This is a genomic window from Aneurinibacillus sp. REN35 (assembly GCF_041379945.2).
In the GTDB taxonomy this organism is placed as follows: Bacteria; Bacillota; Bacilli; order Aneurinibacillales; family Aneurinibacillaceae; genus Aneurinibacillus.
On the sequence record NZ_JBFTXJ020000012.1, the window covers coordinates 117,487 to 132,487 of the forward strand.

At 34.5% G+C, this 15,001-nt stretch carries 9 protein-coding genes; all 9 read right to left on the reverse strand.

The features are described from left to right. Positions 1–30 precede the first annotated feature (30 nt). Positions 31–1,920 (reverse strand): asparagine synthase (glutamine-hydrolyzing), encoded by a 1,890-nt coding sequence (gene asnB, locus AB3351_RS18820; protein ID WP_371148695.1) that lies wholly within the window; start codon positions 1,918–1,920, stop codon positions 31–33. A gap of 32 nt (positions 1,921–1,952) precedes the next feature. Beyond that, positions 1,953–3,161 carry a glycosyltransferase gene (locus tag AB3351_RS18825; RefSeq protein WP_371148696.1) on the reverse strand — a complete coding sequence of 403 codons (1,209 nt, stop codon included), beginning with the start codon at positions 3,159–3,161 and terminating at the stop codon, positions 1,953–1,955. Between the two features lie 18 nt (positions 3,162–3,179). Further along, positions 3,180–4,274 carry an acyltransferase gene (locus AB3351_RS18830; protein WP_371148697.1) on the reverse strand — a complete coding sequence of 365 codons (1,095 nt, stop codon included), beginning with the start codon at positions 4,272–4,274 and terminating at the stop codon, positions 3,180–3,182. Positions 4,275–4,552: 278 nt separating this feature from the next. Continuing rightward, positions 4,553–6,877 (reverse strand): D-glucuronyl C5-epimerase family protein, encoded by a 2,325-nt coding sequence (locus tag AB3351_RS18835; protein ID WP_371148698.1) that lies wholly within the window; start codon positions 6,875–6,877, stop codon positions 4,553–4,555. Further along, a complete protein-coding gene (locus AB3351_RS18840; RefSeq protein ID WP_371148699.1) occupies positions 6,864–9,785 on the reverse strand; it encodes a glycosyltransferase in 2,922 nt (973 codons plus the stop codon). The genes AB3351_RS18835 and AB3351_RS18840 overlap by 14 nt, the downstream gene beginning before the upstream one ends. After that, positions 9,775–11,625 (reverse strand): ABC transporter ATP-binding protein, encoded by a 1,851-nt coding sequence (locus AB3351_RS18845; protein WP_371148700.1) that lies wholly within the window; start codon positions 11,623–11,625, stop codon positions 9,775–9,777. The genes AB3351_RS18840 and AB3351_RS18845 overlap by 11 nt, the downstream gene beginning before the upstream one ends. Further along, positions 11,618–12,412 carry an ABC transporter permease gene (locus AB3351_RS18850; protein WP_371148701.1) on the reverse strand — a complete coding sequence of 265 codons (795 nt, stop codon included), beginning with the start codon at positions 12,410–12,412 and terminating at the stop codon, positions 11,618–11,620. The genes AB3351_RS18845 and AB3351_RS18850 overlap by 8 nt, the downstream gene beginning before the upstream one ends. A gap of 3 nt (positions 12,413–12,415) precedes the next feature. Then, positions 12,416–13,504, reverse strand: coding sequence for a non-hydrolyzing UDP-N-acetylglucosamine 2-epimerase (gene wecB / locus AB3351_RS18855; RefSeq protein WP_371148702.1), 1,089 nt, complete (start codon positions 13,502–13,504; stop codon positions 12,416–12,418). A 29-nt stretch (positions 13,505–13,533) separates the two neighbouring features. Continuing rightward, positions 13,534–14,874, reverse strand: coding sequence for a nucleotide sugar dehydrogenase (locus AB3351_RS18860; protein ID WP_371148708.1), 1,341 nt, complete (start codon positions 14,872–14,874; stop codon positions 13,534–13,536). Between the last annotated feature and the right edge of the window lie 127 nt (positions 14,875–15,001).

Here is a 15,001-nt window from a genome sequence, read left to right on the forward strand (position 1 = left end):
AACTCCTTAGGATATATTTTCCTCAGTCACTTAATCATCTATAAATGTTTTAAACCAAAGCTCCAGACAAAGCGCACCCCAAATAACTCGCCCAAAATCCTTTTCTTCTTTTATGGCTGCTTCCAAGGCTATAGGATCAAATATGCCTCGTTCCCTTGCTCCCTTATCTAATAACACCTCTTTAGCAAATTCACCTAAAGAATTTCTAAACCATAAATGCAAAGGCACAGGAAAGCCCATCTTATCCTTACGATTGAATACTTGTTCAGGTATAAGATTCTTAATTACCTTTCTAAAAAGATACTTGGGTTGACCACCTTTGAATTTAATAACTGGTGGAATGCTCGATAACAACTCAGCAATACGATGATCTAACAAAGGAACACGCGATTCCACCCCCCATGCCATGCTTGTTCTGTCTTCCACATGGAGTAAAGCAGGTAAATGAACCTTCATATCAAAGTAAAGCATCCGATTCAAAAAGGATTCAGCATTAGATCCATGGAATAAGTCCTGAAATGAATGAAAGACATGTTCATTATTGTTAATAATATCAGAATTATAAATATGTTTTACATCACCTGAACGATTCATTAGTCTAAAATATCTCTGATCCTGTGAATCGAAAAGCCCTTCGCTCCAAAAGTACTTCAACATAGGCGTATATTGTTTTAACATAGGCAAACTAGGTATAATTGAACGTAAAGTGGCTGCATAATTGTTACGTTCATCAGTTTCTTCAATAGCCCCCTTAAGACACTCCTCTAGATAACCAACAAGGTATCGGGTATACCCACCAAATATCTCATCCCCTCCTTGTCCTCCTAATACTACTTTTACATGTTCAGAAGCTAACTGGGATACCATAAATTGAGGGAATACACCAGGTCCAGCAGAAGGCTCATCCATATGATAGATAATTTTAGGAAGAACATCTACAAAGTCAGCCCCCGTAGGATATGTTTCAAGATACTGAGCACCCGATTTTTCCGCTACCATCCTAGCATACTGGGTTTCATCAAATCTTTCTCCCTCGTCAAAAGCTCCCGTAAATGTTTTAAGCTTATCACCTGTAATATTAAAGGCTGAAGCAAGACTAACAATTGTACTAGAATCCAAACCTCCTGATAAATGGGCTCCCAAAGCCACATCGGAACGCAAACGAATTTTCACTGCATCTTCTAATAAAGTCCTCAACCTATCTAAAAAATACTCCTCTGTATGATCAGTATCAATATCAAAATTAACATCCCAATATTTAAGATTGTCTAAGATTCTTCCTTCCTCATTTATAATTAAATAATGACCAGGAAGCAATTTATTGATACCCTTAAATAAAGTATGCTCACCTGGAACTGTTTGAAATACTAAATATTCTTGGATCGCTTTGTAGTTTGGTTGCTTCTTTATAAAATCAGTGGCTAATATAGCCTTTATCTCTGATGCAAAGATAAATGTGTTAGACTCTTTCCAGTAATAAAAGGGTTTTATCCCCATCCGATCTCTAGCACAAAACATTATTTTTTTTCTGTCATCCCAAATAGCGAATGAGAACATTCCTATAAAATATTTAACACAATCTACACCGAACTCTTCGTATGCATGTATAATTACTTCTGTATCTGTATAGGTACGAAAGCGATGCCCTTTACCCCTCAAACTTTGGGCTAACTCTAAATAATTATATATACATCCGTTAAATGTTATCCAGATGGTACCATCTTCATTAGATAAAGGCTGTTTTCCGCCCTCTGGGTCAATAATAGCTAGGCGACGATGACCTATCCAAATATTTTCCTTTGAAGCAAACCACTCTCCGCTTCCATCAGGGCCTCTATGGTTTAGCACATCTAGCATTCTTCTTCCATTGTCTTTTATAGATAGATGACTATTAGCTATAATTCCTGCAATTCCACACATATGAATGTACCTCTCTGTAATAGATTACTTATCTAAAGTTCGTTATAAATCCTAAGTAATTTCTGTCCTTCTACATCCCAGTTTAACTCTTTGGCTGCTTTCTCACTATTTTTCCTAATATTAATTAGTTTTTCTTGAGATGAGAAAAACTCTTGAATTGCCTTACCAAATGCTTCAGGAGAAGCCATATTGGCCGTAAAAATACAACCATATTTCTCCTGAATAAATCGGAAAAAAGGCAAGTCTTCTGCGATGACAGGAACATGTGCAAGTATATATTCAAATAATTTATTAGGAGAACAATATAAGTGATTATCGTCTATCGGTTGATATGGAATTACACCAATATCAGCTCCTACTGAATAATACAACATTTCTTCACTTGGTACTTTACCTAAGAAGAACACTTTTTTCTCGACTCCTAGATCTCTGGCTGTTTGCCTTAATGAAGCTTCATAATCACCATACCCTATTAAAGCTAGACAAACCTTCTCAGGAAAGTATTTTACACCTTTTACTAAGGTTTCTATATTCCGTTCAGGAGAAATCCAGCCCTGATATAGAACAACTTTCCAATCATCAGGTATACTACCTTTTTCTTTTAAGCGACTTGTGATTTTACTACTAAATCCCTTTGGTAATTCAGTGCAGTTCATAATTACCCTAGGCATATTAACTTTATATCTTTCAGCCATTAAACCTGCTATAAATTGATTAACAGTTATTACAACATCTGGGTTATTTATATATTTTTTCTCATCTCTAAAGTATTTTTTTTGTAGTGAGATTGGCAGAACTTCCTGTGCGTAATATAGCTCATGTGCATCATAAACTAGTTTTGCACCTTTTTTACGGGCTGCTTGTATCCCCGCCTTGAGACATGGAAGGTCATGAACATGATATACATCAGCTTCGAAACTTAACAATTTTGAAATCATAAATTGATCAAACGGAGTAATCTCAAAAAAAGTTCTAGCTAACTTCATAAACAATTTATTAACAAACATTTTCAACTTATCATTATTAGGAAGAATAGCCCTAATTTTCTTGAGTCTCTCATCATCCCAATCATACTTATATCTATAGATTTGTATACCATCTAAGATATAATGTTCTTCTTCTATACACTCAAACCCCGCTAGAAGTGTAACAGAGTGACCAGCTTGTATTAAAGTTTTTGCTTCTAATAAAATACGGCGGTCAATCATCTGGCTATCTGGAGTGATCATTACAATTTTCATTAAAACACCTCTGTCGAACTAATTTCTTCTACTTATTACATTCCTTTTATTAATCCCTATGTAATAGTGACTATATGGAAAAAAACTGATTATATAAACAAAAAGGTAACTCCCGACAAGTGCCATAAAAAGAACTATAGGATAAAAAATCCACTGATTACTGTAGACGTTTATCAATTGCAACTTCTGAACCGTAATTGAAATTATTAGAGGATGGATTAAGTATATGCCAAAGGAATAAGCTCCTAGCGATTCAATTACCTTAATAAGAGTTGTATGGATAGAGCTTTTAATTTTAAAAATAAAGATAAACGTTATAATATAATAAAATGGTTCTAACATTCGAGGAATTACCAAGAATAGATAAGGCACACTTTCGAAAAACGGATTTTTAGAAAGACCATATAAGAACAATGCGGCCATTATTATTGTGAAACTAACGAAGATAATAGAAAGTCGACTGCCATTTATACTAGTTATTATTTTCTTAAAGTTGTCAAAATTACATGCTATATATATACCTGTTGAAAAATAAAATAAGTATGAAAACACCTGTATATAATTAGCCATTTGAATGACAGATGGGACATTTAAGACTAATAAAATATATATTAAATTCAAGATTAATTGGATAAAAAAGGCGGTTAATACAAAAGCTGTAACTTCATTTCTCTTCTCAGCAAATATATAAAGTTTAATAACAAAGGGGTAAATAATATATAGTTGTACAATAAGAGCAAAATACCAAAGATGATATGAAGCATTAGCCCAAAAAATCATTTTAAGTAACTGCTTAAAGTCAAAAATTAGGTCTTGATTGTTGAACCAAATATACAATATAGAGAATATAAAGTAGGCAGGAATAATACTTTTAAACCTTTTCCAATAAAATGATTTTAAGGAATATTCCTTATAATATCTATTTGCTAGCACCATTCCAGATATAAAAACGAATAAAGGTACAGCAAAATGAACCAGCACATTCATAGTTACGTTCACAATTAAAATTAAATTAAGCTCATGTATCATCGAAAAATAAGTAGTTGTGTGAATAAGTAAAACTCCAATTATCGCCATACCTCTAAGAAAATTGCCTTCTTTAATGTACTTCACTTAACAGACACATCCTCAAGTTGAACTAGAAATGAAAAAGTTATAAAAATCGAGTTATCCGATTTCCTATAATACAGTTACAATGTTTTGAAAAAAGGGAATAAAGGAGAATAGATAAGATAAGAAAGAAAATGATATTGAAAGTGTTTATACATCCGATTTGTCAGTGTACAAAGCCTATCCAACTTCTATTCTTCTATTTTCGTTCATCATTCTCCTAAAAAGAATATTACAGTTAAGTCAGATGTATAATTATAAAATATGCTCTTTTACATGATTTAGTAATCTTCTAGATATTGTTCAATTAATTGAGAATTTAATTCGGCTTTTCCAATTTGTCCGCCTTCAACCCCTAATTGTGAAATCCCATTATAAAAAATTAAATATTTGTTATTATCTTGAACAATGTTTAATCCATAATGAATCGCATTCCATTCCTTGGTCCAATCTCGATCAATATATATAGGATTATTTTTATAAGGAATAATTTCCTCCCCTGATATTTTGTACATATCTATATAGTGTTGATTTTTATTATTACCTTCTATAAAAAGAATGTTACTTTCTTTAATTTTTACTCCACCTATGGTATAGTAACCATCTCCTTGTAGTATATTCTTAACAACAAGTGAAGAGGAGTCTGTCCACTCTTCCCCATCTTTAGAAGTACGGCGTTTAATTATAATCTGATTTTCTACTATTGTAGAATAGTACATCTCTAACAATCCCTGCTCTTGAATTATAAAAGGATCTAATATCATATCTTCTAGCACTTGTTTCTCCACTTTCCACTTAATTCCGTCTGGAGAATAGGCAAGATATAGCCTATCATATGGCTTTGCAAAATATTTACCAGCAGAAAAATACATTAAATATCTTTTAGAAGGATTTTTGGTTTGCTTATTCTCCATAACAAATGGAAAAGAGTAGTTCCCCTGGAAAGGAAGGTTTCCTTCGTTAAATATTCTTCCTTGCTTAACCCACTTTATTCCATCGCTGCTAGTAGCTAAATGAATTCTCCATCGCATATCTTCCCCATAAGCACAATAATACAAATAATATATCCCATCAATTTTAATTACTGAAGGATATTCTACGTGTTTTGAACCTTCTGATTGTGGAGATATGGAAACTATTGGATTACGAATCTCGTTTTTGAATATGTTTGGAGGAAGTTCATTAAGCCATTTAGCCGGAACTAACTTTTTGGAGTTTTTCCAACGTTCAGCATAGGTTAAAAATTCACTGGAATTTGTTACTTTTCCTATAAGTTCAACCAAAATCTGATTATCATCTAAATATTTCTCGTCAACTGCGGATTCTGATTTCTTTTTGCTTAAAAAACTACTAATAAACTCTTCTTTGATTTTAAATCGCACTTTCTTTATTGAAGGTGAATAATTTAAAGAACCCAATAACCAGTATTCATTTTCATCGTATAGATGAATGTCTAATTTCCCTTGCTCTTTCATTTTATAGGTTACTTCTATGTAGGTTTCTTTAAATTTTTTTGTTTCTGCTAACCAAACAAATTTAAATGGGGAGTGATTAAGTTGGCCCTTTACTCCATTTATTATACGATAGTGATCAGAAACTGAATTAATTCTGCTTCCCCAGTTCATATTTATAGTATCAGGCCAAATATAAAAATTATGATTTATATTATCATCTTCTTTTGTCCCAACCGCTACTTCAGATATAGTTTTTTCATTATCCCCATTTTTTCCAATAAGCTTAATCCCATAAACTGAAGCAACTCCTTCACCAATAAATCGACCTATTATTTCTGTTCGAACTGGTGCTAAACTATACGAAGAAGCAGGATAGTTAAGTGGAGAAATTTTTGTATCATAATCCTTTAAAAGCGGTTCAAATCTTCTTACTGAGTTTTGGAATAAAATCTCGGCTTCTGGATTATTAGTAATTATTGAGTAATCATGCAAAGCTAACATACTAACTAAGGCACCATTTAAAACCCTTGAAGGCACCTTAGTAGGGTATTCCTCAAAAAATGGACCTTCTTTTTCAAAACGTGTAAATCCTCCATACTCTAAGGGAACTTTGTAGGAAAGGAAAATTTTATCTGCAGCATTTCTATACTTCAAACTCCCTGTCTTTTCATAAAGGTAAGAAAATAACTCTAGGGAAATCCCTTGAGTTAAAGCTGAATTCCAAGGTGCCTTTAGAGAGTAAGGATAATAAGGCGCAAAATCAAAATTAAAGGGGAAGAATAATGCTCTATCCACTTGCTTAGAATTAGCTAAAAGCCATTGAGCATGTTTCTCTGCGGCAGTTATATTATTATCTAAGGCTAAAATTAATCCATCCATCGCAACTTTAGTAGGATTAGCTACCGACTTCCCTTCAGTTTTCCATCCCATTTTTGGCTCTACATAAGGATTAACGCCATCTCCATTATCCTTGGATCCAAAAATAATTCTATAGAAGTTTTGCTTGTAGAACTGAGGTAGCACTAACTCCTGCGCTCGGTCAAATTTAGAGTTATTTTGAATTCCTAAAGTGCAACGAGGAGAAATAGTAAATATAAAGATAAAGATAAAAAACATCAGCGAATAAAACTTTACTTTTTTACTTAAAATCATTTTCCTTCTCCCCGTTTAAATGCTGATAATTCTCACATATCTTATTTGATAAAACTCTATAACTAAAGTTTTCTCTCGCATATGCGCTGATTTTTTCCTTTTCATAAAGGTCAATATTTTTGATAACTTTCAATATAGCTTCTGACAGTGCCACAGGATTTTCTTTTTCACATAGTTCTCCTAAAAAATCCTCCTTAATGATGCTTTCTGGTCCACCACATCGTGTGGCAACTGAAGGTTTCCCGGAAGCCATAGCTTCAATCAAGACTACCCCAAATGTTTCCACTTTGCTTGGAAGAACAAATATATCACATTCTTCTCTCATAATTCGGGCAACTTCACTTCTAGGTTTTAAACCTAACATTTTGCATGAATCTTGTAACCCTAAATCTTTTATTCTTTCTTCAACTGCTTTAAATAAAGAACCGTCCCCTACAATTTTTAGTGAGATATTAGGTACCTCTTTTTTCGCTCTATAAAATGCCTCTATTAGACCAAGAGGATCCTTTACTTCCTCTAAAAATCCTACATACACAAGCTGTATTTCTTTTTTGTGTTTCTGCTCGGTAGCTTGGTAATAAAAGTCACTTGTGGAAACGCCGTTATAAAGAACGTCTATCTTATTAATGGTATCCTCATCAGAGTAATAACTCTTTACCTCATTTGCTAAAGCATCACTTACACACCATACCCGGTCTGCTTTTTGAATAGCATTAAGTGTTAATTGCCTAATTATTGACCTTCCCGTAAGATAAGTAAATGGACCTGTATGTTCAGTAATAACAAAAGGAACTTGGAACTTCTCAGAAACTTTCAATGCAGCATTTCCATCTAAGTATCCAGTATGCGCATGTATGGCATCAAATTTGAATTCTTTCCATACGCGCTCAATAACAGACATTACAGCCGAACTATAAAGCCAAGCATGGAAGTGAAATGGGATTAAAGGAACACCTACCCGATAATAAGGATACAGTACAGGTACACCTTCATAATCTGTCCACTTTACTTGTCGGTTTGCAATAGGATAATGCTTAAAAGCTTTTAATATTTTAAAAGGGTTAATACCATTTAACCAATAAGGACGACAGGAAATGACCCTGGCGTCTATTTCTTCATACTCTCTTAATGCCTTTACTTGTTCATGTACAAAAGGCCCACTTAGCCTTTGCTCTGGGTGAGGGAACATATGTGAAAGCACTAAAACTTTTTGAACTCTTCGCTGAGATATCTTTTTCCAGCGCTCCGCACTTTTAGAGGCTTCATAGTAAGCATCCTCTGCTTTTGAACGTTGTTGTTCTTTCTCCTCTAATAATCCCTTAACGATAATGTTCTCGGCCTCTTTACCTTCTAATGTATTCACAGCCTCACTTCTCTTACCTTCTATATCCTCTAGAATGGCATTTAAGAATGATACTTTTCTTTTCAGAAATTTTTGTGACTGTTGGTTTGCTTGCAGTATTTGTATAAGGCTTATCCCATCTTTTCTAAACTCTTTAAAAGAGTCATATAACCAAGTTGGTTTTGGGTATAAACCTCCCTCTTTAACCCATAAACCCCATGAGCGGTATATGTCCTTATGTTTTACTTTTAGCACATTCTGCCCTTTTTCTAGCTTCAAAAAGGGTACAATATTCGTGTGTTTCTCTAGACTATGGTACACAAATTCATGTATTGTAATATTTCCGTATAAATAAAGTGATATGGCCAAGCCAAATTTATCTGCACTCCAAGCACAATTTATAGGGATTTTAATTTTCTTATTTTTTTCGGTAACTGTAGTCTCAAAAAGTAGTTCCACTTCTCCTGTTATTCCATCAATTCCATATAAGGAGAACTTGTCTACTTCTTCTCGACCTGTAACAGTAATTGTTATATAATCTCCAGGGCGAGATATAACAGGGAAACGCATAGAGACTTCTGCGCCCCCGCCTTTAGGATTAGTATTATAAATCCCCTCTGAAGTAAAACTAACGTTTGCAGGAAGAATAAACCTTGCCCATTCTGAGCTTATAGTAAAATCCGGATCAACACACTGTAGCTTATTTGTGAAATCAACCTTACATAGATTCCTCCCGACCTCAGGGATAATCTTTTCATTATCCTCTTGGATAGAGATCTTCTCTTTTACCTTGTATAGGGCCATAATTTCACTTCGATTATTATAAATAAAGTGACTATCGTCAGAGAACCAATAATTATGTCTAACAGCGTCGAGAGTTCTTAAGAGCATGTCGTCAGCTTCACTGTCTTTTAAGACTTTTTGTGTTGACCCACAATTAGGACATACAGCCCCTTCCCACTCATTGAAAATATTTAGCTTTCTCTTAAGTGAAATAGTAGGATCAAATAATGGTAGAGTTACATCTCCGCTATATCTTACCTCACTTAGCTTCCAGTTTTCATTTTCGATTAATCTGCTTATTTTTTCTTCATTATAGAATCTTTGATGCCAATGAATATGATAAACAAAGTTACATTCACCGCATTTTGCTTCGTTTGCTTCTATCTGTTCATTGTGAGGTACGGTAATAAGAATATAATTTTTGGCTACCCTTTGAAGCTCAATAAGGCCCTTATTATGTAATTCTATAGGAAGATGCTCTAATACATCATTTATCATAACAAGATCAAAGAAATTATCAGGAAAAGGAAGATCATCAATTGATGCAACAACCTTTTCTCTGGTAACATATTTTAATGCTTCCTCGCTTATATCAGCACCGACTACGTGAAGTTCTTTGGGCAACAAATTTGTAATATGGCCATCCCCACACCCTACATCTAGAATGCTGCTTACATCCTTAGGTAAAATATCAATAATGTCAAAAAGAACCTGAACTTGGTATTTTTCTGGGGAATTTCCCCAGATATTTTCTTGTTCATAGTAAATATGATCATTTATCATTTACGATCCCTGCCTTAAAAGGCTGTATACACAACCCTTTTTCTACATTTTCAGTTATGTTTTGTACTACTTGAAAATGAATACTCCGATCTAACACATGATAGCTTTCGGGCTCGGCACCATTATTAGAAGACTTTTTAAAAATAGCTACGCTAGCAACATAAGATCCTTTACCCAATAATAGTTGCTCGACCGAGAAAACAAACGTTCCCTTATTAGGGATTTTTCCTTCTTTATATATATTTTCATCTGCAATCCATTGACTGGCACATCTTCCATCAGGTAAATAAATGCAAAAAACAAAAGCTGCATGCTCAAGCTCTATATTTGAGCTATATTCTATATGAACCTTCATTGGTTGCTCTATTTCAAAAATTTTTGTTTCAATACCCTCATGATTTAACATACGAACAGCCAGTATTTGAGCCTCTTTGCTACCATATTCACTTACTTTCAGACCATTAACTTCAAGTCCTTCAAAATTAGACGATAAGTCAATATTAGAAGGTTTTTCTTCTTGATCAATAACTCGTTTATGTTCTGATGAAGTTTCCTCTTTCTCAGCATCTAATAAAATACTGATTGGTATATCAATTTTGTGGAGGAATCTCTCACTAACAGGCAAATGACCTAATCTCTTATAAGTTCCATCCTTATATATCTCAATAGCAATGGGATCCTTTTCAACTTTTACATCAATATTAAGATGGAACTTTCTTTTATTATTTAATAAAGTCTTGGGAATTGAAAACTCAAAAGGTGCGTGTTTATATTGACTTTTTAAGTTTTTATATTCACGATACATTTCATTTTTTTCCCTATATGCCGGTCCCCAGTCCATAAATCCTTTACTATCAATTAAATGATGGGGCTGATCCAAAGAATTATCCATTGGCTCTCCAACATCTATCCTTCCTATTTCTTCTCCATCGCATAGTAAGCTTAGAGAGTATACCCTATTTTTACCGCTTAATTTTTCGTCATTCTGTGGAACAAAGTGAAACAAAAGAACCTGGTATATATCTTCATGTCTCTCTAGGGCCGTAGCATGTTTTTTTGATATTTTTAGATCCCTAGCGCGTAAACGAATCTCTTCCTCTTTACGGATCATTGCCGAATACTCTTTAATAATTTCTAGCGGGTCACCATCTGCACGTATTTTTCCTCTGTCTACCCAAATAATTCGTTCGCATAGCTGCAAGACACTGCTTAAATCATGACTAACAAACAGAACTGTAGCGCCTGACTCTTCTGTAAGCTTCCTCATTCTCTCTACACTTTTCCCTGCAAAATAAGCATCTCCAGCACCAAGGACTTCATCAATAATAAGTATTTCCGGCTCTATAGAGGTAGCTGTGGAAAAAGCTAAACGCGCATACATACCAGCGGAATATGTCTTAATTGGTTGATCTATAAAATCTTCTAACTCAGCAAAGTCTATAATTTCATCTTCTTTCATCACTATGTCTTTAGATGAAAGGCCTTGATAAGATAATGCTGCCTTTATATTTTGTCTACCAGTAAATTCAGGATGAAATCCAGTACCAAGCTCCATTAAAGCTTGTATGTTTCCATTAACTTGCATATACCCCTCTGTAGGAGAAATATTTCCAATAATCGTCTTTAAAAGAGTACTTTTTCCAGCTCCATTTCTGCCTATAATTCCAACACGTTCCCCTTTTTTAATAGTTAAGTCGAGGTTTCTTAACGCCCAAAATTCCTGATAATAGTTTTTCTTCCAGAAATTTAAACCAAACGCATCCAGAATCTTGTCCATTGGATTATTATATAATTTATACATTTTTCCTAGCTTTATTATTTCTATTGCAATATTAGACATTGTCTACAAACACCCGTTTCATTTTTATAAAAAAAACATATCCTAAAAGGAATGTAAGTAAAGAAACAAGAGAAAGTGTTACGAATATACCTGCATCAGGAAAGCGGCCTAACATCAAAACATCTTGGTAAGAAACTATCAGATAATACATAGGATTTAATGCCAAGAATGGTTGGAGACTTGTTGGAATCATGTCCTCTGTATAGGCTATAGGGCTGATTAACATTAAAACTAGTATTAATACTGAAACAATACTCTGCAAATCTCTTGCAAATACATTAACACTCGATAAAATCCATATTAAGCCAATTGAGAATAATATTTGTAACAACCATATTAATATAAAAAATGGTAGCCAAATCGTCCATTTATCCAAAAAACCTAGAACTAATAACAGCATAATCATTCCTGTAAACTGAGTACTTTGAGAAACTAATACTGCCTTTACAGGAATCAATTCAATAGGAAAGAGCGTATTTTTTATTAAACTTGAATTTGAAACAACAGATGAGACCCCGTTGCTAAGCGCTTCTGAGAATCCTATAAAAGGAATTAAACCACAAAAAATTAAAGCTACATATTCATTAGAATCAAACAAATGAAATTTAACTTTAAAAATAAATAGATATACCATAGCATAAGCACCAAGTAATAATAACGGATAAAAAAACAGCCATAGCATACCTAATAATGAACCTGCAAAACGTGTCCTGATATCGTTTTTTGTCGTTTGCCATAGTAAGACTCTATATTTATACAAAAGTTTAAAAGGTTCTAGTATTTTCATCAATTAATCACCAACTAACAAATTAACAATCTTTTCTGCCGCATGGCCATCACCATATGAGTTAAAGGAGTTGATATCAAAGCTCTTATCTGCGATCCGTTTATATGCACCTAAAATTCTTTCGATATCAGTACCACATAAGATATTGGCTCCTACCTCTATGGTTTCAACCCACTCTGTTTCTTCTCTTAATGTAATGCAAGGAGTTCCTACAAAAAAAGCTTCTTTTTGTACCCCTCCACTGTCTGTTAATATCAATTTTGCGTTGCTCTCCAATTCAATCATTTGTAGGTAAGGAACTGGATCAATTAATTTTATGGAATCAGGAACGTTTAAATTATTTTCCTTTATCAATTTCCTAGTACGTGGGTGGAGAGCTAGTAATACAGGAATTTCATTAGCAATCTGACTAAATGAATTAAATATATCTTTAAGTACGCGAGGAGAATTTGTATTTTCTGCTCTATGTACTGTAGCTAACACAAATTCTTTAGGACGTACATCAAATAAGGATACAAGATCTAATCTACTAAACGAGCTATAATATTTCATACAATCATACATAACATCCCCGACGTTTACTCCATTACAAAGGCCCTCTTTTTGTAAATTTAAAATAGCTGTATCCGTAGGACATAGAAGCAAATGTGACATATGATCAGTAAGAACTCGATTAATCTCTTCTGGCATTTTCCGATTATAACTTCTTAATCCTGCTTCTACGTGTGCTATAGGTATATGTATTTTACTTGCGGCTAATGCACCTGCTAATGTAGAATTTGTATCACCATATACCAGCACCCAATTTGGCTTTTCCTTCTCAAGAATTTCTTCTATGCCCTTTAGCATATCTGCTGTTTGTTGGCCATGCGTACCGGAGCCCACATGAAGATTATAATTAGGTTTTGGAATACCTAATTCTTCAAAGAAAATCTCACTCATATTGTGATCATAGTGTTGTCCGGTATGTATAATAATCTCTTCAAGTGATTTAGAATGTGCTCTTTCTCCGTTATACTTTTTAATAGCGCGAGACACAGCAGCAGCCTTTATAAATTGCGGTCTTGCCCCTACTATAGTTGCTATCTTCATTTTTCATTCCCCGATTCGGTCGATTTCTCTTATAATTTGTAGTATTTTCCTTTAACCTGCTTATTTTCCAAAGCATTCCTCGTATCAAAAATTACTTTAGAGTACTTAGCGATAAGCTCATAATCAAAAGAGCTATGATTCGTCGTGATAATAACCAAATCCGCCTCTTCAAGGGTTTGAATATCTAAATCAACTGTTTCGATAATATGGTCACCTAATTTAAAGCTCTGGACGTATGGATCTACAACAATGAATTTTGCACCTGCTGACTCTAAGTTTTGAAGAATTAACAAAACCGGTGATTCTCTAACATCGTCAATATCTTTTTTATAGCTAACACCTAGAACAACTATATTCGAACCATTAATTGGTTTCTTTTCTTTATTAAGAATATCCATAGACCTATCTATAACAAAATCAGGCATGGAATTATTTATTTCTCCTGCTAACTCAATCAAGCGAGTATGGTAATTGTATTCACGCGCTTTCCACGTCAGGTAGAACGGATCAATTGGAATACAATGACCTCCTAGTCCTGGGCCGGGATAAAAAGGCATAAAACCATAAGGCTTGGTTTTAGCCGCATCGATTACCTCCCAAACATCAATGCCCATCTTTTGGCAAAGAATTGCCATTTCATTTGCGAGCGCGATGTTAATATGGCGGAATGTATTCTCATAGATTTTTTCCATCTCAGCTATTGCTGGACTAGAAACCTCGTGAACTTCACCTTCGAGAACAGAACGATACATAGAAGCCGCGACCTTTGTACAAGACTCAGTTACACCACCAACAACCTTCGGCGTATTTTTTGTATTGAAGTGTTTATTCCCAGGATCGACTCGTTCCGGTGAATACGCAAGAAAAAAGTCTTTGCCGCACACCAGACCAGATTCCTCAAGAATTGGTCTAACAAGCTCCTCTGTTGTACCAGGATAAGTGGTGCTTTCTAACACAACCAATATTCCAGGCCGAAGATATCTGGAAATCTCACGGGTTGAACTCTCTACGTAGCTTGTATCCGGCTGTTGATACGTATCCAGCGGTGTCGGTACGCAAATCGCCACAGCATCCACTTCATTAATAAAGGAAAAATCACTCGTTGCCTTTAGTTTGTTCCCTGTAACAATTGTCCGTAGATCATCATCCACTACATCCCCTATATAGTTAATGCCTTGATTAACCATATCAACCTTACTTTTTTGCACATCAAAACCAATAACATCAAACCCTGCCTTCGCTTTTTCTACAGCCAGCGGCAGCCCAACATATCCTAAACCAACTACACCTATCGTAGCGCTTTTCTCATCAAACTTTTTAGCCAATTTGTTCGCTAAATCTGAGAGCTTAACTGTTGTATCTATACTCATCATCTTGATCCCTTCATTTCGAAAAATTCACGGACAACTGAGATAACATATTCCTGATCGTCAAGGGCAAGTTCCGGATACAGCGGCAGCGCCATCGTACCAAGAGCGGCTTTCTCTGATTCTGCTA

Excerpts from the sequence above, each read along its gene's own strand:
- asnB (WP_371148695.1), bottom strand. The coding sequence starts at position 1,920 with ATGTGTGGAATTGCAGGAATTATAGCTAATAGTCATCTATCTATAAAA.
- AB3351_RS18825 (WP_371148696.1), bottom strand. The coding sequence starts at position 3,161 with ATGAAAATTGTAATGATCACTCCAGATAGCCAGATGATTGACCGCCGT.
- AB3351_RS18835 (WP_371148698.1), bottom strand. The coding sequence starts at position 6,877 with ATGATTTTAAGTAAAAAAGTAAAGTTTTATTCGCTGATGTTTTTTATC.
- AB3351_RS18840 (WP_371148699.1), bottom strand. The coding sequence starts at position 9,785 with ATGATAAATGATCATATTTACTATGAACAAGAAAATATCTGGGGAAAT.
- AB3351_RS18845 (WP_371148700.1), bottom strand. The coding sequence starts at position 11,625 with ATGTCTAATATTGCAATAGAAATAATAAAGCTAGGAAAAATGTATAAA.
- AB3351_RS18850 (WP_371148701.1), bottom strand. The coding sequence starts at position 12,412 with ATGAAAATACTAGAACCTTTTAAACTTTTGTATAAATATAGAGTCTTA.
- wecB (WP_371148702.1), bottom strand. The coding sequence starts at position 13,504 with ATGAAGATAGCAACTATAGTAGGGGCAAGACCGCAATTTATAAAGGCT.
- AB3351_RS18860 (WP_371148708.1), bottom strand. The coding sequence starts at position 14,874 with ATGAGTATAGATACAACAGTTAAGCTCTCAGATTTAGCGAACAAATTG.